At 54.5% G+C, this 21077-nt stretch carries 21 protein-coding genes; 11 read left to right on the top strand and 10 right to left on the bottom strand.

What is annotated here, in order from left to right; genetic code table 11:
* The first annotated feature begins 97 nt into the window (after positions 1–97).
* The gene (locus Q3Y66_RS20955; protein ID WP_337998520.1) at positions 98–265 is read left to right on the top strand and encodes a hypothetical protein; all 168 of its coding nucleotides are present in this window, start codon (positions 98–100) and stop codon (positions 263–265) included.
* On the opposite strand, the gene rarD is transcribed toward Q3Y66_RS20955, so the two are convergent.
* Positions 236–1144, bottom strand: a complete 909-nt coding sequence (rarD, locus tag Q3Y66_RS10160) for an EamA family transporter RarD (RefSeq protein WP_008956909.1) — start codon at positions 1142–1144, stop codon at positions 236–238. The genes Q3Y66_RS20955 and rarD overlap by 30 nt on opposite strands.
* 72 nt (positions 1145–1216) lie before the next feature.
* On the opposite strand from rarD, the gene Q3Y66_RS10155 reads away from it, so the two are divergent.
* Both Q3Y66_RS10155 and Q3Y66_RS10150 read left to right on the top strand, forming a co-directional pair.
* Positions 1217–2029 (top strand): amidohydrolase, encoded by an 813-nt coding sequence (locus Q3Y66_RS10155; RefSeq protein WP_008956910.1) that lies wholly within the window; start codon positions 1217–1219, stop codon positions 2027–2029.
* Between the two features lie 2 nt (positions 2030–2031).
* Positions 2032–2736 carry a pseudouridine synthase gene (locus Q3Y66_RS10150; RefSeq protein WP_035586347.1) on the top strand — a complete coding sequence of 235 codons (705 nt, stop codon included), beginning with the start codon at positions 2032–2034 and terminating at the stop codon, positions 2734–2736.
* A 210-nt stretch (positions 2737–2946) separates the two neighbouring features.
* Here the strand turns inward: Q3Y66_RS10150 and Q3Y66_RS10145 are convergent, their stop codons facing one another.
* The 6 genes from Q3Y66_RS10145 to gloB all read right to left on the bottom strand — a co-directional run bounded on the left by Q3Y66_RS10145 (position 2947) and on the right by gloB (position 10770).
* A complete protein-coding gene (locus Q3Y66_RS10145) occupies positions 2947–4530 on the bottom strand; it encodes an ABC transporter ATP-binding protein (protein WP_008956912.1) in 1584 nt (527 codons plus the stop codon).
* On the bottom strand, positions 4523–5599 hold the full coding sequence (locus Q3Y66_RS10140) for an ABC transporter permease (RefSeq protein ID WP_008956913.1): 1077 nt from the start codon (positions 5597–5599) through the stop codon (positions 4523–4525). The genes Q3Y66_RS10145 and Q3Y66_RS10140 overlap by 8 nt, the downstream gene beginning before the upstream one ends.
* A 2-nt stretch (positions 5600–5601) precedes the next feature.
* Positions 5602–6675: a microcin C ABC transporter permease YejB gene (locus tag Q3Y66_RS10135; RefSeq protein ID WP_008956914.1), complete on the bottom strand. Its 1074-nt coding sequence runs from the start codon at positions 6673–6675 to the stop codon at positions 5602–5604.
* 77 nt (positions 6676–6752) lie between these two features.
* Positions 6753–8681 (bottom strand): extracellular solute-binding protein, encoded by a 1929-nt coding sequence (locus Q3Y66_RS10130; protein ID WP_008956915.1) that lies wholly within the window; start codon positions 8679–8681, stop codon positions 6753–6755.
* A gap of 43 nt (positions 8682–8724) precedes the next feature.
* Positions 8725–9972, bottom strand: a complete 1248-nt coding sequence (locus tag Q3Y66_RS10125) for a transglycosylase SLT domain-containing protein (protein ID WP_008956916.1) — start codon at positions 9970–9972, stop codon at positions 8725–8727.
* 30 nt (positions 9973–10002) lie between these two features.
* Positions 10003–10770, bottom strand: a complete 768-nt coding sequence (gene gloB / locus Q3Y66_RS10120) for a hydroxyacylglutathione hydrolase (protein ID WP_008956917.1) — start codon at positions 10768–10770, stop codon at positions 10003–10005.
* A gap of 154 nt (positions 10771–10924) precedes the next feature.
* On the opposite strand from gloB, the gene Q3Y66_RS10115 reads away from it, so the two are divergent.
* The 4 genes from Q3Y66_RS10115 to nudC are packed head-to-tail and all read left to right on the top strand — an operon-like array spanning position 10925 to position 13715.
* The gene (locus Q3Y66_RS10115) at positions 10925–11743 is read left to right on the top strand and encodes a class I SAM-dependent methyltransferase (protein WP_035586338.1); all 819 of its coding nucleotides are present in this window, start codon (positions 10925–10927) and stop codon (positions 11741–11743) included.
* Positions 11736–12206 (top strand): ribonuclease HI, encoded by a 471-nt coding sequence (gene rnhA / locus Q3Y66_RS10110; RefSeq protein ID WP_008956920.1) that lies wholly within the window; start codon positions 11736–11738, stop codon positions 12204–12206. The genes Q3Y66_RS10115 and rnhA overlap by 8 nt, the downstream gene beginning before the upstream one ends.
* Complete coding sequence (dnaQ, locus tag Q3Y66_RS10105; RefSeq protein ID WP_008956921.1) at positions 12206–12943, top strand: DNA polymerase III subunit epsilon; 738 nt, start codon at positions 12206–12208, stop codon at positions 12941–12943. Before rnhA ends, dnaQ begins: the two co-directional genes overlap by 1 nt.
* Positions 12936–13715 (top strand): NAD(+) diphosphatase, encoded by a 780-nt coding sequence (nudC, locus tag Q3Y66_RS10100; RefSeq protein WP_008956922.1) that lies wholly within the window; start codon positions 12936–12938, stop codon positions 13713–13715. Before dnaQ ends, nudC begins: the two co-directional genes overlap by 8 nt.
* Before the next feature lie 24 nt (positions 13716–13739).
* On the opposite strand, the gene Q3Y66_RS10095 is transcribed toward nudC, so the two are convergent.
* Positions 13740–14051, bottom strand: coding sequence for an SCP2 sterol-binding domain-containing protein (locus Q3Y66_RS10095; protein WP_008956923.1), 312 nt, complete (start codon positions 14049–14051; stop codon positions 13740–13742).
* Positions 14052–14237: 186 nt separating this feature from the next.
* Here Q3Y66_RS10095 and sohB point away from each other — a divergent pair, with 186 nt between their 5' ends.
* Positions 14238–15275 carry a protease SohB gene (gene sohB / locus Q3Y66_RS10090; protein WP_303319478.1) on the top strand — a complete coding sequence of 346 codons (1038 nt, stop codon included), beginning with the start codon at positions 14238–14240 and terminating at the stop codon, positions 15273–15275.
* 87 nt (positions 15276–15362) lie between these two features.
* On the opposite strand, the gene Q3Y66_RS10085 is transcribed toward sohB, so the two are convergent.
* Positions 15363–15683 carry a metalloregulator ArsR/SmtB family transcription factor gene (locus tag Q3Y66_RS10085; protein WP_008956925.1) on the bottom strand — a complete coding sequence of 107 codons (321 nt, stop codon included), beginning with the start codon at positions 15681–15683 and terminating at the stop codon, positions 15363–15365.
* A 304-nt stretch (positions 15684–15987) separates the two neighbouring features.
* Here Q3Y66_RS10085 and Q3Y66_RS10080 point away from each other — a divergent pair, with 304 nt between their 5' ends.
* The 3 genes from Q3Y66_RS10080 to Q3Y66_RS10070 all read left to right on the top strand — a co-directional run bounded on the left by Q3Y66_RS10080 (position 15988) and on the right by Q3Y66_RS10070 (position 19631).
* Positions 15988–17901, top strand: coding sequence for a propionyl-CoA synthetase (locus Q3Y66_RS10080; protein ID WP_008956926.1), 1914 nt, complete (start codon positions 15988–15990; stop codon positions 17899–17901).
* 216 nt (positions 17902–18117) lie between these two features.
* A complete protein-coding gene (locus Q3Y66_RS10075) occupies positions 18118–18786 on the top strand; it encodes a 7-cyano-7-deazaguanine/7-aminomethyl-7-deazaguanine transporter (RefSeq protein WP_008956927.1) in 669 nt (222 codons plus the stop codon).
* A 44-nt stretch (positions 18787–18830) separates the two neighbouring features.
* Entirely contained in the window at positions 18831–19631 is an 801-nt protein-coding gene (locus Q3Y66_RS10070) for an alpha/beta fold hydrolase (protein WP_303319477.1), read from the top strand.
* A gap of 7 nt (positions 19632–19638) precedes the next feature.
* Here the strand turns inward: Q3Y66_RS10070 and Q3Y66_RS10065 are convergent, their stop codons facing one another.
* Positions 19639–21027, bottom strand: coding sequence for a 3'-5' exonuclease family protein (locus Q3Y66_RS10065; RefSeq protein WP_008958701.1), 1389 nt, complete (start codon positions 21025–21027; stop codon positions 19639–19641).
* Positions 21028–21077: the final 50 nt, after the last annotated feature.

Below are 21077 nucleotides of genomic sequence, written 5' to 3'. Positions count from 1 at the left end.
TAGTAAGCGGATCTTCGATGACCCGACTGGTAGCCGCTGTGGCGCCCATGAAAAGCCGCTGTTGCTGCAGACCTACAAGCGGGATACCGGAGAAATCATGCACGACCTTTCAGTGCCAGTGTATGTGCAGGGCAAGCATTGGGGTGGCTTCCGGGTGGGTTATCAGCCGGAACGGGTCACGGCATCGGCGCCTATGCTGAAAGGCGCCGCAGACGCCAACTCACCACCACTTGCTCTAACTAGCCGCCGCGTAGCGCGGGCGTGACTGCCACGCTGACCAGGAGTAGAGCGCAAGCCCGATCCAGATAAGCACAAAGGTCGCCAACTGGATAAGCCCAAGGGGCTCACCGAAAACGGTTAACGCGATCAGGAATTGAATACTCGGGTTGATATACATCAAAAAGCCCAGGGTCGCCAAACGCAACCGGCGGGCCGCGCCAGCAAAGGCCATTAGCGGCAGCGCGGTTAAAGCCCCACTGGCGACCAGTAAACTGGTCGTTGAAGTGTTCTGTAAAAAATGTGAGGTGTCGTTCCAGCTTAACCAGGTCAAGGCGATCAGGGCGAGGGGGAATAGCAAAAGGGTTTCCACAAACAGTCCTGATAGGCCGTCTAGCGGCACCTGCTTACGAAACAGGCCGTAACTACCGAAGCTTAACGCCAGCAGCAAGCTGATCCAGGGCAGTTCACCAAGCATTACAAACTGGGTGGCAATCGCAATACTTGCTAGCCCCAGCGCCACCAGTTGCAGCTTTGCCATCACTTCTCGCAACACCAGCATGCCGAGCGCGACGTTCACCAACGGCGTCAGGAAATAGCCCAAACTTGCCTGCAAGACCTGCTTGGATTCCACCGCATAGATATAGATACCCCAGTTGAACGCGATCAATAACGCACAGGCCAGTACACGTCCAAGCTTTTTTGGTTCGCCCAAGGCTGCAACAACGGGAGGCCAGCGGCGTAACAGGGTAATCAGGCCCACCAAAAAAAGGCAGGCCCAGATAATGCGGTGAATCAATATTTCAAAGGCAGGAACACCGTCAAACAGGGCAAAAAAGAGCGGAAAGCAGCCCCACATCGTATAGGCCGTTAGCCCAAACATAACGCCTTTGACTGCGTCGGGATCGCGTGTTGGAGTAGGAAGCATAGCAGCCTCATTATTTAAAGATGCTAATCTAGCATAAACATTGCAATAACACTGGCGGAACGGAGGTGTTTAATGACTAAACTTAGATCCAGCTTGGTGCAGTGCGATCTGCGCTGGGAAGACCCACAAGCCAACCACGCTCATCTTGAGGAGTTACTCGGTGAGCTGGATAGCCGTGATACCGACCTTATTGTTTTACCTGAAATGTTTGCCACCGGCTTTACCATGAATTCCCGTGAAATGGCTCAGCCGATGGCCGAAAGCCAAAGTGTGACTTGGCTGCAGACTCAGGCGCAGGCCCGTAACTGCGTGATGACCGGCAGCGTGGCGATCGAAGAGGACGGCGAATTTTATAACCGCTTGATATGGGCAACGCCTGAGGGCGACTTAACCCACTACGACAAGCGTCACTTATTCCGTATGGCCGGCGAGCATGAGCGCTACGGCATGGGTAGTGAACGCAAAGTGGTGGAGCTCAATGGCTTTAAGCTGCTGTTGAGCGTTTGCTATGACCTGCGTTTTCCGGTGTGGATGCGCCAGCAGCCAGCAGAAGGTGAGCATTTCGAGTATGATGCGCTGCTGTGTATCGCCAATTGGCCAGCACCGCGTCGTCACCCCTGGCGTACGCTGCTACAGGCCCGTGCGGTAGAGAACCTAAGCTATGTGATTGGCGTTAATCGCGTTGGAGAGGATGCCAAAGGGCTGGCCTATAGCGGCGACTCCTTACTGGTCGACTTCAAAGGCGAACCGTTAATTGATAAACCTGCCCATACCCCGTTTATAGAGACGGGCACGCTGGATAAAACTGCCCTTGATGCTTTTCGTGAAAAATTTCCTGCCTGGCAAGATGCCGACCATTTTAAGCTGCTGCCAGGAGTGGGTTAATGATGCGCCTTGATCGCTTTTTAAGTGAAACCTCACCGTTAACCCGTAGCCTCGCCAAGCGAGCACTGAAGAACGGCGAAGTCACCCTCAATGGTGAGCCGATCAAACAGTCGGCTACCCAAATCGATACTGATAACGATGTGGTTGTCCTTAATGGCGAGCGGCTGGCGCTGGTAGGGGTGCGCTACATTATGCTGCACAAGCCCGTTGACGTTGAGTGTAATGCCCGCCGTGGCCTCTACCAGCGCGCGATCGACCTGATTGATCTGCCCAAAGCCGAACGCTTACAGCCGGTGGGGCGCTTGGATGTGGATACCACAGGACTGCTGCTGCTAACCGATGACGGCCAGTGGTCGCACCGTGTGACCTCGCCGCGCCATCGCTGCGCCAAGGTCTATATCGCAGAGCTTGCTGAACCCATGGAGGGTGCGGCGGCAGAGTGGGCGATTGGCCAGGTGGCGGATGGCCTGATGCTAGATGGCGAAGAGACGCTGACTCAGCCCGCGACGCTGCGGCTGCTATCGCCCACCCAGGCGGAGCTGACGATTACCGAAGGGCGCTATCACCAGGTAAAGCGTATGTTTGCCGCCTTAGGAAATCATGTGAACTCTCTGCACCGCAGCTCCATCGGTGATTTAGCCTTGGATGCTAACCTTGCGCCCGGCGAGTGGCGTGAGTTGACTGACGACGAAATTGCGCTGTTCTGAATACTTAGTAAGTATTCTTTAGCCGCTGCCTGAAAGGGTGAGCGGCTTTATTTTAATTGAATATTTATACCGTTATCTTGTAAATTCAGCTTCAGTAAATCCCAAATTCTTGTGCCAATCAGAAAGAGAGGTCGCAAGCTAGAACGACCACCGCCAATAGCGGTTAGCCGTTGCTAAGCACTAAGATGATAAGTATTAAGGAGCTTAAATTTAAGGGGCTAGGTGAGCAGCGGCAATCAGCGCTTGAGTATAGGCGTGTTTGGGCGCAGAAAGCACGTCCAGGCAGGGGCCTTGTTCGACCACTTCGCCATCTTTGAGCACCATAATGCGATGGGCCATGGCGCGAATAACGGCGAGATCGTGACTAATGAACAGATAACTTAACTGCCTGCGGGCCTGAAGGTCGCGCAGCAGGGTAACAAGCTGCTTCTGTACTGTACGGTCTAACGCAGAAGTGGGTTCATCAAGCACTAACAGTTCTGGCTCCAGAATGATCGCTCGGGCCACGGCAATGCGCTGGCGTTGACCACCAGAAAACTCATGGGGGTAGCGCGCAGCGCAGCTCTCGGGCAAACCCACTTCATGAAGGGTTTGGTTAACCCGCTGTGTGACTTCTTTGTCAGTCAAGTGCGGGTAATGAAAGCGCAGCCCCTCACTGACAATATCGAAAACCGGCATGCGTGGCGAAAGGGCACCATATGGGTCCTGAAACACCATCTGAAAACGGTGGCGCTGGCGTCGCAAATCATCACCGGACAGGGAGCTTAGTTTATCGTTGCCAAGGGTAACATCGCCTTGGCTAGTGACCAGCCGCATGACTGCCGACGCCAGCGTGGTTTTGCCCGACCCTGACTCCCCTACAATGCCCAGGGTCTCGCCCGGCGTGATCTGAAAATCGGTGGGCTGAACTGCCACAAACGCAGGCGGCTGGCGTTTGAACAGGCCGGTCTTGGGGCGCTTGAAGCTTACGCTCAACTGACGAGCCGTTAACAGCGGTGGCGCTTGCTTAATGGCCTGGGGTCTGCCTTCCGGCTCGGCGGCGAGCAGCGCTTTGGTGTAATCACTTTGCGGATGTTGAAAGACCTGCTCAACCGGCCCGATTTCCTGTATCCGCCCCTGATGCATGACGCAGATGCGATCCGCGTGACGGCGCACCAGGTTCAAGTCATGACTGATAAACAGCATGCCCATGGCGTGGTGGTCGCGCAGTTCACGCAGCAGGGCAAGTATCTCCTGCTGCACCGTCACGTCCAGGGCGGTGGTGGGCTCATCGGCAATCAGCAGTGAGGGATTATTGGCAATCGCCATGGCAATCATCACCCGCTGGCGCTGTCCGCCTGAAAGCTGATGAGGCCAAGCATCCAGCAGCTCTTCCGGGCGCGGCAGTTTCACTTGTTCGAGTAGCGCTTTGCAGCGTTGGCGGGCCGCCTGGCCGCGCAAGCCCTGATGCAGACGCAATGCTTCGCCAATCTGCTTGCCAACTCGATGGAGCGGGTTAAGCGACGTCATCGGCTCCTGGAAAATAAAACCGACACGATTACCGCGCACGTCGTTCCACTGGTCCTGGGTCAATGTCGACAGATCGGTATCACCCAGCCAACGCTCGCCCTTGATAGTCGCATTGCTGGGCAAGAGGTTAATCATCCCGAGCGCAGAGACTGATTTGCCCGACCCGGACTCCCCGACAATCGCCAGGGTTTCACCCGCATTGAGGGTGAGCGATAGCGCATGCACCACGGGCGTATCATCGAAGGCAATGTTGAGATTCTCGATGCGCAGGAGCGGGTTAGGCATTTTGTGTCTCCTGGGCAGGGCCAGCCTGGCGCTGTTGTACGTGACGGGGGTCGAAGGCGTCGCGCAAGCCTTCGCCAATGAACACTAGTAGCGAAAGCATGATTGCCAGGGTCATGAACGCCGTGATGCCCAGCCAGGGGGCATGTAAGTTGTTCTTGCCCTGCGCTGCCAGTTCGCCCAGCGAGGGCGCGCCGGGGGGCAGGCCGAAACCGAGAAAATCCAGTGCGGTCAGGGTGCCGATGGCACCGGTAAACAGAAACGGAATAAAGGTTAGCGTCGCGACCATGGCATTGGGCAGCACGTGGCGCCACATGATCAGGCGCGAGGGCAATCCCATCGACTTGGCGGCACGCACGTACTCCAGGTTACGCGCACGCAGAAACTCGGCACGCACGATATCGACCAGGCCAAGCCATGAAAAGAGCAGCATGATCCCCAGCAACCACCAGAACCCCGGCTGAACAAAGCTGGCTAAAATGATGAGCAGGAACAGCACCGGAAGGCCCGACCATATTTCAGTCACTCGCTGACCGATCAAATCAATCTTGCCACCAAAGTAGCCCTGCACACCACCAACCACAACGCCGATGACCAACGAGCCCGCAGTGAGCACTAGTGCAAAAGCAACCGAGAGGCGAAAGCCATAAATGACCCGCGCCAATACATCACGGCCCTGATCATCGGTACCCAGCCAGTGGCGGCTATCCGGCGGTGCCGGGGAAGGGCGGGTCATGTTCATGTCCAGGGTTTGGTAGGAATACGGGATGGCTGGCCACAGCGCCCAGCCGTGCTCTTTAATCTGTTGCTGAATAAACGGATCCAGATAATCGGTACGCGTGGGAAGAAACCCGTCAAACTCGGTTTCGGGGTAATCCACCAGCAGCGGCACGTACCACTGGCCGTCGTACTGCATAATGATGGGCTTGTCGTTGGCGATCAGCTCGGCAAACAGGCTAAACACAAACAGCGCCGTAAATAGCCAAAGCGATACGCGGGCACGCCGGTTGGCTTTAAAGGCCGCCAGCCGTCGGCGGGTAATGGGCGAAAAATAAGAAGAAAGAGAGGCCATGATCATGACTCCCGGGTCGAAAAGTCGATACGTGGGTCTACCCACACGTAGGTCAAATCGGAAATCAGCTTAAGGATCAGACCGATCACGGTATACAAAAACAGCGTACCGAAAATAACCGGGTAATCCCGCTGCATCACCGCCTCAAAGCCGAGCAGGCCGAGGCCATCCAGGGAGAAGATCACTTCTATCAATAGCGCACCGGTAAAGAAAATTCCGATCATGGCGGCAGGTAGACCGGCGATAATAATCAACATGGCGTTCCGGAAAACATGACCATAGAGCACCCGCCGTTCATCGGCGCCCTTGGCGCGTGCGGTAATCACATACTGTTTGTGAATTTCATCCAGGAAGCTGTTTTTGGTCAGCATGGTGAGTGTGGCAAAGCTGCCAATTGCCGCGGCGATAACCGGCAGGGTGATATGCCAGAAGTAATCTTTGACCTTGCCCCAGGCCGAAAGCTGGTCGAAGTTGGGCGAGGTCAGGCCGCGGAGGGGAAACACGTCCCAGTAGGTGCCGCCAGCAAATAGCACGATCAGCAATATCGCAAACAAAAAGCCCGGAATGGCGTAGCCGACAATCACTAACCCGGAAGACCAGACATCGAATCGGGAGCCGTGGCGTAGCGCTTTTTTGATACCTAAGGGGATCGAGATCAGGTAGACCAGCAGCGTGGTCCATAGCCCCAGCGAAATGGACACCGGCAACCGCTCAATCATCAGCTCAGTCACCGGCCGGTCGCGGAAAAAACTGGTGCCGAAATCGAGCGTGAGGTAATCCGCCATCATGCCGATAAAGCGCTCGTGGGCGGGTTTATCAAAACCAAACTGCTGTTCTAGCTGTTCGATAAAGCGTGGGTCGATGCCCCGAGCGCCACGAGAATCGTCACTTACCTGCACATCGGCACCGCCCATATCCAAACGAGTGCTGGCCATGGCGTCGGCGCCCTCAAAACGTGCCAGCATCTGATCAATCGGCCCGCCCGGCGCCGCCTGAACAATAATAAAATTGAGTAGCATGATCCCAAAAAGGGTCGGAATCATTAGCAGCAGTCGGCGTAGGGTGTAGCGGGCCACAGAGCACTCCGAGGTTTATAACGATGAAACCGTTGAGGATAAGCCGTTGCGAATAAGTCGCTGTAATAAAGCCAGTCTCAGCGGCGCTGGCGCTGCAGTTCTGCTTCACGCTCGGTATCCACCCACCATGCATCCAGATCCATCGCATACTCCGGAAAGGGCTCGGGATAGCCAAACTTGTCCCAGATCGCAATGCGGGTTTCGCCGGAGTGGTAGTGAGGAATGACGTAAAACCCCCAGCGCAGCACCCGATCCAGCGCCCGCGTGGCGGTATCCAGTTCCTCACGACCATCGGCACTAATGATCGCTTCCACCAGCGCATCGACCGCTGGGTGGGCGAGCGCCATCCGGTTGCGGCTTTGCGGCGCCTCGGCGGCGTCGCTGGTCCAGAAGTCGCGCTGCTCATTACCCGGGTTGTTCGACTGGGGGAAATGGCTAATTACTATGTCATAGTCGTAATTGCGCTGCCGGTTTAAATATTGATTGATATCAACGATGCGCAGCGAGGTCTGCACCCCTAGGCGGGCCATGTTACGCAGCATGGGTTGAACCACTCGCTCAAGACCCGAATCGTAGAGCAGCACTTCAAGGCTGAGTGGCTGACCGGTGGCTTGGTTGACCAGTACTCCCTCTTCAACGCGATAGCCCGCGTCGCGCAAAAGCGCCAGTGCCTTGCGTAGACGCTCACGCAGGTTGAGGGGTTGGTCAATGGGCAGCGGTTCGGTGAACAGGCGGTCAGACCCATGGGAAGCGATTAACACTTCCCTAAACGGTTCGAGTAGCGCCAGCTCTTCTTCCGAAGGTAGTCCGGTGGCCTCCATCTCCGAGTTCTGGAAAAAGCTTTCGGTACGCCGGTAGGTATCGTAGAAAATATTGGTGTTGAGCCAAGGAAAATCGAAGGTAAGGCTTAACGCTTCGCGTACCCGTGGGTCTTGAAACTTCTCTTTGCGGAGGTTGAGTACAAAGGCCTGCATCATGGATGGGTTGACGTCAGGTACCGTCAGCCGCTTCACCAAGCCCTCTTCATAGGCAGGAAAGTCGTAGCCAATCGCCCAGGTGGCCGCGCGGGCATCCGTACGAAAATCTGTCAGGCCCGCTTTGAAGGCTTCCCAGGCGATATCGCGGTCACGATAGTAGTCGTAAACGATGCGGTCAATGTTGTAGCGGCCAACATTCACCGGCAAGTTTTTTCCCCAATAATCCTCATCCCGCTGGTAAACAATTCGCCTGCCTGGGTCAACCTCACTGATGAGGTAGGGGCCGGAGCCGGGGTGAGCCGCCAGGGTAGGCGATGTGAACTCGCGTGGCTCCCAGTAGTGGCGTGGGAGAATAGGCAGTTGAGCAACGATTAGCGGCAGTTCTCGGGAATCGGTATCGCTGAAGGTAAAGCGCACTTGATGTTCGTTGAGGGCGATCACTTCGCTCACACCCGCATAATAGCTGGCATAAAACGGATTGCCCTCTTCCCGGAGGAGGTTAAGTGAGAACACCACATCGTAGGCGGTGACGGGTTCGCCGTCCTGAAAGCGTGCTTCAGGGCGAAGGTCAAACTCAATCCATTCCCGGTCGGGGTCCAGGCGCACGCCTTCAGCCAATAAACCATACAGGCTAAAGGGCTCATTGGGATTGCTGGCCATCAAGGTGTCATAAATTTGCGAAACGCCGGTGGCCGGTGTGCCACGAATAATAAACGGATTCGTTGAATCGAAGCTGCCCCCCACGGCGGTATAGGTAATGGTGCCGCCTTTGGGGGCTTTTGGGTTTACATGGGGGAAGTAGGGGAAGTCTGCCGGTAGCTCGGGGCTATCGTAAAGTGATAACCCGTGAACTGTTTTAACCGGCACTACGTTGTTGGCATCCGTATTTAAATCGCCCACCACGTTGTTGCCGGCAGGTCGTTGGGAAGAATCGATAGGGGGCGTTGCTTCTGACGCCAGTATCGATACATTTATTAGCAAGCCACTGATAAGTAGAAATGCTTTCGCAAAAAACAGACCTCGCGGCATTGGTGACATCCCATGTGAACAAAGCCAACTAGTAAACCCGGATTCAACGCCCTGAAAGTGTCAGTAACTGCCCCGGTTGTAAAGCGCTGGGGCGGTCAATCGAATTCCAGCGTATCAGGTCTTGTTGATCAATATTATAGCGGGCCGCAATCGCTGAGAGGCTATCGCCCCTTTCAACGCGGTGCGTATCTGCGCTGTTATTTTGCGCAAGCGCTTGGCTATTGCCCTGTGCCTGACTATTGCCCTGTGATAATTGAGCCAGCACTTGTTTATCCACTTCTTCGGGTACCAGCAGTGTCTGTGCGCTGCGTGGATCGATGCTGCCATTCAGTAAACCCGGATTCAACTCAGCCAGTGCCATTTTGCTGACATCCAGCATTTGCGAGGCTTCAGACAGACTCACTGCGTGGGCCAACTGAACTTTTGCGAAGGCGGGGTCGATGTGAATCTCAGGCAAGCTCACACCGTATTTTTCAGGATCGTTAATGATCGTAGCGATTGCCTTCAACTTGGGAACGTACTGCATGGTTTCGTAGGGCAGGGACAGGTCCCAATAGTCTCCACTTAACCCTTGACTCTGTATCTGACGCTGGGCGCGATTGACGGTGCCAGCGCCTGCATTATAAGCGGCCAGAGAAAGCATGAGGTCGCCCTCGTACCACTGGTCGGCCTGCATTTCCAGATAGTCCAGCGCGGCCTCGGTAGAGGCTAGAACATCCAGACGACCATCGTAATTACCATTACGCACTAACCCCAATGCGTCGCCGGTCCCAGGCATAAATTGCCAAAGACCTGCCGCCCCGCGGTGACTTCGTGCACCTGGGTCGAAAGAGCTTTCGACAAACGGAATTAACGCGATTTCACCAGGTAGGCCGCGCTCACTGACTTGCTGAGTAATCCAGGCAAGCCAGGGGGTGGCGCGTTCGGTGATCGTGGCAATGTTTTCAGGGCTGGAACGGTAGTGCTCAATCCATTCATCCACTCGAGCTTGAGCTTCTACTGGCAATGTTTTCTCTTGCCACTGGAAGCTTTTACGCAGAGTCGTCCAGGCATTCTGGGGTTCAAGCTCTAGCGCCTCCCAAAAATGGGTTTGGAAAGGCGTAGGATAGGGCTTTGTATCGGTTGGCGACGTACTGGTAACACCGTTAGGTAAGGCTGTTGTCGCACTTGCGGTGGTTTCATAGGCTGGAGCAGAGGCTTGTGAGCTTGCCGCAGCGGCTAACATTAGGCCCATAATTACGGTACTGCCAGCGCTCAGCATCAAGCGCTGGCGAATCGTTCGATAGGTCATAGTTGCATTCGTTTGGTTTCGATAGCGTTCTTAAAAACGGTTCTTCCACTCGCGCAGAGTGGTAAACGTAGCGAGATCAGTATCATTAACACCCTGAGTACCTGCTGCTTGGCGCACGCTATCTGTGCCCACGCGCAAGTAGGGATTAATTTTCAGCTCGCGTCCTATCGTGCTGGGTAAGGTGGGGCGATCCAATGCCCGCGCCTTTTCACACTCCTGCAAGGCGTGTTTAACGTCTTCGTTTTCAGGGTCCGCAGCACGAGCAAACGTCAGGTTCGCTTGCGTATACTCATGGGCTGCAAAGACCAGTGTATCTTCAGGTAGTTCCGCAAATTTGTTCAACGCGGCAAACATTTGCTCTGGGGTGCCTTCAAATAAACGGCCACAACCAGCGCAAAAAAGAGTGTCACCGCAAAACAGAAGGGCAGGGATACCCGCTGTGAAGTAGCTGATATGATCCAGTGTATGGCCCGGTGTCGCTATTACGTCGAATAAACGGCCCATAATGCGGACTTCATCGCCGTCGCCAACGGTCTCGTCAATCCCTTCAATGTTGGGGTTGGCTGGGCCGATAACGTGAGGGGAGTAGCGTTTAATTAATTCAGCTAAACCACCCGTATGATCATGGTGGTGATGCGTAATAAGGATGGATTTTAGCGTTAACGACTCACGCTCAAGAAACTCGATCACAGGGGCCGCTTCACCTGGATCCACCACGCAAACGCTTTGGCTGGTATCTTGTCTTAATAGCCAAATATAGTTGTCGCTTAGAGCTGGGATCGGTGTCACGCTCATCATCGGCGAGATCCTTTAAATTGCGAAAATACAGAATTCAGTAACCAACATGCGTAAACACGCAAAACATTGCGCTTCTTAACTTAATTAAAAAGTGGCGCTAAATCGGTGTAACCAAGGCGTTGAAAAGCCGTTACTGTGGAGGGAAGCGCTGTTCATGTCAAATTCGACAACGGCCACGACACTCGCCAAGCGCTTAATAAGTTGCCAACCGTATTGGCAATCAGAGGCCGGGCGCTCGCTATGGGAAACACAACGTGCCTGTTTAGGTCCCGTGGTGGAATCGCGCGTGGGCGGCCACAGTTTGGAATTGAGCATGGGGCCAGCTTTAATGACCATGTCGGCGATCCCTCATTCCATTCGCTGGTCACCCACAAGGCCAATGGCTGAGAACGAGAGCACCTTGATATGCCCGCCGGATCAGTTAGCGCTGCCGGATCGCTGCTTAGATGTCATGGTTATTCATCACTGGCTGGAGTATTTAACCGACGCCCATTTCGCGCTTCAGGAAGCCGCGCGGGTCACCGCCGACAATGGGATATTGGTACTGTTTGGTTTTAATCCGATCGGTGTCGGAGGCCTTGCCCGCCAATGGCGAAAACGCCAACAGCAGTTCCCCTGGGATGGCACTTGGCGCTCTGTTAGCCGCCTGCGCGACTGGTTGGCGTTTGTCGACTTCGAGGTGGAGCGCGTAGACTATTGCTGTTTTCGTGGACGGACGAGTGCTAAATGCGGTGAATATTGGGAGTCGCTGGGGCGTAGGCATAACCTACCGCTAGGCGAGAGCTATATGATTCAAGCCCGAAGGCGTCAACGCCAAGCGCCAGTGCAACGCCTGAAGTTTGGTTTAAAAGCGCCTACGTCTCCCGCTTCATTAGGCGTTACCCGCTCAGGTTCATCGGCTCACTATCAATCCTATCAAGAGCTCCCAATACAAGCTCAGACGCATCAACCAAAGGATCAAGAAATTGACTAAAGAGGCTGCCGGGCAACTGCCTCGGGTAACGGTGTATACCGATGGGGCTTGTCGGGGCAACCCAGGCCCCGGCGGATGGGGTGTGGTGCTGGCGAGCGGCCAGCATGAGAAAACCTTGAAAGGCTATGAATCAGATACCACTAATAACCGTATGGAGTTGATGGCTGCGATCATGGCCCTGCGAACGCTAAACACGCCCTGTGAAGTCGCGCTATGGACCGATTCACAATATGTCCGACAGGGCATAACCCAGTGGATTCATAACTGGTTAAAGCGCGGCTGGAAAACCGCCGCCAAGCAACCCGTCAAAAATGCTGAGTTGTGGAAAACCCTGCACGAAGAGACCCAGCGACACACCATAGAATGGCACTGGGTGAAAGGGCACAGCGGCCATCCCGGGAATGAGCGCGCTGACGCGTTAGCCAATGAAGCCATTGATGAGCATCACAAGAGGAGAGCATGATGCGCCAGGTGATCCTAGATACTGAAACCACGGGTATCGACCCAAAAGATGGTCATCGCTTAGTAGAAATTGGCGCGATTGAGATGGTCAACCGCCGTTTTACTGGCCGCACCTACCATCAGTACATCAACCCTGAACGCCATATCGATGCAGAAGTCGTTGCCGTCCACGGGATTGATGACGCTAGAGTCGCCAATGAGCCGGTGTTCGCGAAAATAGCCGACGAATTTTGGGCCTTTATTGAAGGCGCCGAGCTGGTGATTCATAACGCCCCCTTCGATGTGGGCTTTATCGACCACGAACTGGGTATGCTTAATCAGCAGCGTAAAGCTCCCGCATTGGGGCCGGTGCGCGATCACTGCGCGGTATTAGATACCCTGACGATGGCTCGGGCCATGCACCCCGGCCAGCGCAATAGTCTTGATGCATTATGCAAACGTTATGATATCGATAATGGCCACCGCGTACTGCACGGCGCGCTATTAGACTCTGAAATTCTCGCTGAAGTTTATTTGGCGATGACCGGCGGGCAAACCGCACTGACGTTAGACGCGGCCTCTGCAGCAGAACAGGAGCAGGCGGATACCTCCAGTGAAGGTCTGTCGATTCAACGTATGACGCTTACTCCAGGTCAGTTGCGCGTCGTGCGCCCAACCGACGAGGAGCAGGTGGCCCATAAAGCCAAGTGTGAAGCGCATCAGTTGAATTGGTTTGAAGGTATGGCAAGCGATGCTTAGGCGAGAAATTCCCCATCATGAACAGGCCGGGCGGGTTATTCGTTTGTCGCGCAGCATGCTGGCGCCTGCACCGCTAAGTGGTAGCGAGGAGCTGACTCCGCTACAACCCTTTCAGCCCTGGACAGAACAGATGCAGCCGCTGTGTTATTGGGATGATGAGCCGGTCGCACTGTTGGTTGAGTCCCGGGCGGAAAGTGGCTGGATCGATGGTCGGCAGTGGATGAGCGAGCTTTCTACCGCCTGGTTCAGCCTGCTTTCAACGGCGTTGCAGGTGGGTGCCTGGTTGGAGAATCACCGTTTCTGTGGGCGCTGTGGCGCTCCCGCTACCAAGCTTACCGCCGAATTTGCAATGCATTGCGATGCCTGCGGGCACCGCAATTATCCGCGTATTTCGCCCTGCATTATTACGCTGGTGACTAGCGGTGAGGCGATGCTGCTGGCGCGTAGCCCGCGTTTTCCGCCAGGCCGTTATTCAACCTTGGCCGGATTTATTGAGCCGGGCGAGTCCGCCGAAGAGGCCGTTCACCGGGAGGTGTTTGAGGAAGTGGGCGTGCATATTGACCAACTGCGTTACCACCAGAGCCAGGCTTGGCCGTTTCCCCATTCGCTGATGTTTGGCTACTTCGCTGAAGCGACAACCCGGCGTATTCGCATTGACGGGGTAGAGATCAGCGATGCTGCATGGTTTTCACCTCGCCAGCTACCATCGCTACCGCCACCTTACTCAATTTCACGCGAACTAATCGAAACTCATTTGGCACGCTGGCGCTAGACGGCGCCGCGTGCCGATATGTCATTACTCGCTAGGGAATAGGCTGGTCAGCTTGGTGGCCAGCATGACATTGCCGGTTGCTTTTAGCTTGCCGGTCATAAATGCCGTCATGCCATTGATATCGCCACTCATGATGCCTTTTAGCGTGTCAGTCGTTAGGCTTAAGCTAACGGAAGGATCATTGTGTTCACCCTCTTGCACATCCAGCGTGCCATCTTGGATATTTAAGTAGTAGCTACCCGCGTCAGAGAAGTGGAACTGGAACACTTCGTTCATGCCCTTTGCCGCTTCAGGATTAAAGCGCGCTTTCAACTTCTCAAGGGTGTTGTTAGACATAACATTTCTCTCAATTAGGTAAATCAGACTCAGGCTAGCGATAATAGCCCAAAGAAACAATCGTGATGGCGAGCGAGATTATTTCATACACGCGTTTCAATCAAGCGTCGTGGTCAAACCCCGCAACATCTTATCGGCGCAGAGCGCCCACCCTAAAAGACTCAAGCTTACCAATGGAGAACGTCAATGAATGAATGGATAGCGGAAATAGGTACGTTTGTCGTGCAAACCACCATCGTTATGTTGCTGATAGGCATTGGTTTGCTTTTGATGGCGCGAACGAAACAAGACAAAGAGAGCGACTTAAAACTTCACATTGAGCCCCTGAATGAGCAGCGTCGCCGGCGCGGTCGTCGTCTGCGGTTGACGTCCACGTTACCAGGTGCCCGCAAAAAGCTGCTAAAGGCGTTCCGCAACGAAGATAAAAAACGCCATAAAGCGCAAAAAGCTAACCATGATACTACCCATGAACCACGGGTTTGGGTGCTCGATTTCCACGGTGACCTGAAGGCATCGCAAACTGAGCGCTTTGGTCAGGAAGTATCCGCTATTATTGATGTCGCCGCCGAAAATGACGAGGTGGTGATTCGCCTCGAATCTGCCGGTGGCCTGGTACACGCTTATGGGTTGGCAGCCGCACAGTTAGACCGCTTGCGTACGGCAGGGCTCACTACCACCGTATGTATTGATAAGGTGGCAGCGAGCGGTGGCTACCTGATGGCCTGTACCGCCCAGCATATTAAGGCAGCCCCCTTCGCTGTGATCGGCTCTATTGGCGTGGTAGCGCAAGTGCCTAATATTCATCGCTTGCTAAAACGCCACGATATTGACGTGGAGCTCCTGACCGCCGGTAAATACAAACGAACCTTGACCGTGTTGGGTGAAAATACCGAAGAGGGAAAAGCAAAGTTCCTCGAAGATTTAGAGAATACTCACCACTTATTCAAAAGCTATGTGGCTGAGCGGCGTCCCGCCATGGACATTGAAACGATTGCGACAGGTGAGATTTGGTACGGCAGCGAGGCCTTGCCCCAGCTGCTTGTTGACAGTGTGGGTACCAGCGAAGCTTATCTGGTTGAGCGTATGGCCGAGGCGCGTGTCTTTACAGTCAAGCCCCCTAAAACAGTGACTCGTAAACTTGGTTTGGCAGTTTCGGAAGGCGTTGAAAAAGCAGCCCTCAAAGCGCTTGGCTTGATCGACGCCGCTGGTTGGCAACGGCGCTGAGCATCGTTCTGAGCTGTGGTTAATAGCTGTGGTTAATAGCTATGGTTCTTGTATCACTATTAGCGATGTTGAAAAGTATAAAGCGCCTTATGCTGCGTAGTGGTGTGCCAAGGTAGCAATCACTGCCTTGGCGCTCTCACTGCTCAGCGAGTAATAGATAGTTTGTGACTCCCGCCGGGTATCGACGAGTTCATCACGTCTCAAAATGGCTAAGTGTTGTGAAAGCGCCGACTGGCTTAATGCAAGTTGTTGGTTAATCTGCGTCACTGACAACTCTTTTTCGGCAAGTAGGCAGAGTATTTGCAGGCGTTTTTCATTGGCCAGCGCTTTTAGCAGGTTAGTCCCTGCCTCAATAGCGCGACAGTTATGTTCAAGCAGACGTGTAGCGGCGCTTGTAGAAGCAGACATAATGATCTCCTTGCCTACACTGTTACTTCAGCGTTTTTATGAGCATTGTTATACGTTGTATTGGCATCATCGCGTCGCGAGGATCAAGTTGTTCAATGATCATTAATTTAGTGAGTTTTGTCCAAGCCGTTGTTTAACGATTAATCAATGGTAGGCAGGAAGCTACTTTCTTGTCGACAATGCTATTGGTCGGGTTGCTACTTTAGTCGCTTTTTAGCCCATAGTATCAGGGTGAGACGGCGATTTACTTTGTACAGTGTCAACAATTATCTTGTATCGTCATTACAATAAAGACAGAGACACCATGAGCCACTACCAACATACCTTTCAGCAGTCGATAGAACATCCAGAAACGTTCTGGGCCGAGCAAGCCAAACGAATTCCTTGGTATACGCCACCTCAAACCATCCTCAGCTACGATGAGCAGCAGCATGCGCGATGGTTTAGCGATGGTGAAATGAACCTTTGCTACGCTGCACTTGATTACCACGTTGAAAATGGCCGCGGTGATCAGGCTGCGATTTTCTGGGATTCGCCCGCCGCCCAGGCCAAGCTCACCATTAGCTACCGGGATATGCGCGACAAAGTGGCTTACTTTGCGGGGGCGTTGACGCAGTTAGGGGTGGAGAAGGGTGATCGTGTGGTGATTTACATGCCAATGATCCCCGAAGCGCTGGTGGCTATGTACGCCTGTGCCCGGCTAGGGGCCATCCACTCGGTGGTGTTTGGTGGTTTTGCGCCTCACGAACTGGCAGCACGCATTGAAGACGCCGAGCCCAAAGTGGTGGTGGCTGCGTCTTGTGGCATCGAACTAGGCAAAGTGCTGCCGTATAAACCGATGGTGGATCAAGCCATTGCGTTAAGCGCCCATAAACCGGATGCCTGTGTGGTTTATCAGCGTGAAGCGCACCATGCAGCGCTGGGGGCAAACGATCATGATTGGGAAACACTGGTCGCTAAGGCGCCGTTTGCCGACTGCGTGCCCGTGAAGGGCACCGACCCGCTGTATATTCTCTACACCTCTGGCACCACCGGTAAGCCCAAAGGTGTTATGCGCGACACGGGTGGTTATGCGGTGGCATTGGCTTACTCAATGCAAGCGATCTACGCCATGGAACCAGGCGAGGTGTTCTTCACCGCGTCTGATGTGGGTTGGGTAGTCGGGCACTCTTATATTGTTTACGCCCCCTTGTTGCTGGGCTGCACCAGCGTGGTATACGAAGGCAAACCGGTCAAAACACCCGATGCGGGCAGCTTCTGGCGCTTGATAGAGGAGTATCGGGTGAAGAGTTTCTTTACCGCGCCCACGGCGTTTCGCGCGATTAAGAAAGAGGATCCTGATGCCAAACTACTGCAGAACTACGACATTAGCAGCCTTAAACATCTGTATGTGGCCGGTGAGCGGCTCGACCCACCTACATTTCATTGGTTGGATGATCTTCTTGACGTGCCGGTGATCGACCACTGGTGGCAGACCGAAACCGGCTGGCCCATCGCGGCTAACTTGCCAGGTATCGAACCGATGCCGACCAAAGCGGGATCGGCGACGTTCCCCGTTCCAGGCTTCAATGTTCAGGTGCTCAACCGTGATGGTGAGCAGGCTAAACCCATGGAGCAGGGCAGTGTGGTCATCAAGCAGCCCATGCCGCCCGGTTGCCTGACCGGCGTGTGGCGCGACGAGAAGCGCTTCCATTGCGCTTATATGGCGGCGTTCCCCGGCTACTATTTAACCGGGGATGGCGGTTATTTTGATGAGCAGGGCTATCTCTTCATTATGGGCCGCACCGATGATGTCATTAACGTGGCAGGGCATAGACTCTCGACCGGTGAAATGGAAGAAGTAGTCGGTGCGCATCCTGCCGTTGCCGAATGCGCGGTCATTGGGATTCATGATGACCTGAAAGGGCAGCTGCCGATCGGCCTAGTGATTCCTAAAGATGGTTTTGATGGCGATGAAGCGACGCTGGAGGCTGAACTGATTGCGCGGGTTCGCGAGCATATTGGTCCGATTGCCTGCTTCAAGCAGGTGTTAGTGGTCGACCGCTTGCCCAAAACCCGCTCGGGCAAGATTTTACGCAAGCTGTTGCGCACGATTGCCGATGGTAAAGAGTTTAGTATTCCTTCCACTATTGATGACCCCACTAGCCTAGCGGATGTTCATGCCGCCATGCGCGAACGCTCAATAGGCGCTGCAGACAAAGCCACGCCGCTGGATTAACGAATCGAAAGCACAAGTCGCCCGATAGTGAGGGCGGCTTTCATCTTTCGGCTTTTTTATGCTCTAACTTTTAATAGCCTGACTTTTAATACCCTGCAGAAGCCGTATAATGCGCTCCCCAGAATAGCGTTCGCTAGTTAAAACTGATTTAGCGATGTGCTTACTACCTCGAGGGTTCCCTAACCCCTCTTATCTGTTAAAAAAAGGTCGATCCGCATGTTTGCATTGAGTGAGACTCAGCACCGCCGTTGCCTACTGGTAATGGTGGCTTTTCATATTGGCATTATTGCCGCCAGTAACTATCTTGTTCAGCTGCCGTTTACGCTGTTTGGCTTTCATACCACCTGGGGCGCGTTTAGCTTCCCGTTTATCTTTTTAGCCACCGACCTAACGGTTCGCCTGTTTGGTAAAGGGCCGGCTCGATCGATTATTCTGCGCGTTATGCTACCTGCGCTGCTGGTCTCCTATGTGGTGTCGGTAGTGTTTCCCCGCGGCAGTTTTGCCGGGGTTGAAGCGCTTTCGGAGTGGAACCTGTTTGTCGCCCGCATTGCGCTCGCCAGCTTCTTGGCGTATGTGATTGGTCAATTACTGGATGTTCAGGTGTTTGACCGCTTGCGCCAGTGGGCCTGGTGGGTGGCGCCTGTTTGTTCGACGGTGCTGGGTAATCTGGCGGATACCTTTGCATTCTTCTCGGCGGCGTTCTATAACAGCCCAGACCCGTTTATGGCCGCCAATTGGATGGAAATTGCCGCCGTGGACTATGCGATCAAACTCGCCATTAGTCTGCTGTTCTTCCTGCCGCTGTATGGTTTGTTGCTAGCCTGGCTGACGCGCCGTTTAGTGGTCTGGACAGGTCAAGTGGATACTGCACCCCATACGGCCTAATCGTATAAAGTCCACCATAATCGCCAAGGCTTAGGAGCAAGCAGATGAACGTTGCCACTGTTGATTTGCACTTTATCGATATGCCCGCCGACGATGCCGCGACGGATGCCGCGCCGCTAGTCGTGATACATGGCTTGCTGGGGAGTGCTGATAACTGGCGTTCGCATTTAAAAGTATGGCAGCGTAGCCGCCGAGTGATTGCGCTTGACCTACGCAACCATGGTCGCTCCCCCCATGCCGAGGGAATGCGTTACGCCACTATGGTGGATGATGTGCTTGCGCTAATGGATAAGCTCTCGATTGAGCGCGCGCATGTGCTTGGCCACTCCATGGGCGGCAAGGTGGCGATCAGTTTGGCGCGCTTGGCGCCTGAGCGAGTGGCATCATTAATGGTGGCCGATATCGCTCCCGTGGCTTACGAGCACGGTCACGATGATGTGTTTGCCGCGCTGGATAACGTGCGCCAAGGGCAGCCCAAAAACCGTCGTGAAGCCGATAACCTGCTGGGCGAACATGTCGATTCCCGACCAACACGCTTGTTTTTAGCCACTAACCTGATACGCAATGAAGACAACGTGATGGCGCTACGCGTTGGGCTGGATCATATCAAGCAGGGGTATAGTGACATTATTGGCGTGCCGGATGGCGAGCAGCCCTACGAAGGCCCAACGCTGGTGTTGCGGGGTGGCGATTCCCACTACGTGGCAGACGATATGCTACCTGCGTTGCGCGACGTGTTGCCCCGTGCCCGCGTGGTAACGCTCAAAAACGCCGGCCACTGGCTACATGCTGACCAGCCAGAAGCGTTCCAGCAAGCCGTCATGGCGTTCATTGACGCTCAATAGGGCAGTCTTAACCGAGCGGGATGACCGTTAGGCCATATTGTTCCGGGGAGCGCAAAAAACGGTTCAATATACGGTAGCTATCTACATCAAAGCTTGCGGAGGCATCGGCCAGGGTTTTGGCCTTTTTAAGGCTTGCCGCGCTGCCCAGGTAGCACCATTGGCGAATCACGTGCCAAGCAGGCGCTGTGCTATTCGCTGTTTGCTCTTCAATGGCAATACTGCCTGGCCAAGGCCACACATTAACCTGTAGCTGCATGAGCGCCGCCTTGGCTCGCTGAGTGTGCTGTGCAATCGACTCCTGGCCATTACAAGCGCCGAGGCACTTCCCCACCTGATTGGCAAAACAGCGGCCCTTACCTTTTTCAAGCCCCAGTACTCGCGGGCAGAGCTTTTGTTCTTCGGCAACAGCTCTTAATGTGTTCTTAGCCTCTCGTGCATTGCGGAACAAACCGTACAGTGCGCCACTGATTGGCAGGCTCATGGCGCTTCCGCTAAGGAGTTCAGGGTAGTCGGCTTCTGCCTTCCAAAGCCAGGTGGTTAGCTTGCGCTGCTTGCGTAGCTGCCGGTTCATAATCGGCATTAACGTTTTCACCAGTTGCGCCTCACGCAACTGGGCGCCTAAGTCGCCAGCGGTTTCTTCCCATTCGATATGTTGCACCTGCTGAGCTAGGCGCATCTCTTTATCGTCCTGGTGATCACGCTGAAAGTGGCCTAGTACGCGGCTGCGTAGATTGACGCTTTTGCCCACATACAACGGCAGCCGATTGTGACCGTAAAACAGGTACACACCAGGGCAGGTGGGCAGCCCTTCAAGCTGAGCGCTGTCTAAATGGGCGGGCAGTGTTCGGTGGCGGCGCTCATCACCCAGAAGGTTCTGCCATGCTTCTTCACTGTGCTCAACTTGCCACGTTTGCCAGAGTGACCACAGGGCATCCACATCATCACCAGCCCGGTGGTGGCGGATAGGTGAAATGCCGTAGCGGTTAAGTAGCGCTTTCAGATTGTGCTGCTGCTCCTGAGGCGCTATACGCCGCGATAAACGCAGCGTGCATATCAACGAGGCGCGAAAATCCTGCCCCGCGCGCTTAAACTCATTGCGCAAAAAGCTGTAGTCAAAGCGCGCATTGTGAGCAACCAGTTGCCCGTCGCCCAGCCACTCACGCAGTGATTCGGCGATGTGGGTAAACCGTGGCGCCTCCCTCAGCATATCGTCACGAATCCCTGTGAGCTGAGTGATTTGCGCGGACAGTTTGCATTCTGGGTATACCAAGCTCGACCAGCGATCGACCAGCTCACCGTTAACGACTTTCAGGGCGGCGATTTCGGTAATTCGGTCGCGGGTTGCCCGGGTGCCGGTGGTCTCAACATCGACAAAGATTAATGCTGTTTCGCTCATGCGTCGCCAACGTAGTGAGAGAGCTTTCGGTATGTGATGATAAGCGGTAT

The organism is Halomonas sp. HAL1 (genome assembly GCF_030544485.1).
Taxonomy (GTDB): Bacteria; Pseudomonadota; Gammaproteobacteria; order Pseudomonadales; family Halomonadaceae; genus Vreelandella; species Vreelandella arctica.
Note: the sequence above shows the minus strand (reverse complement) of the source record. Positions and strands in the feature narration are given on the sequence as shown.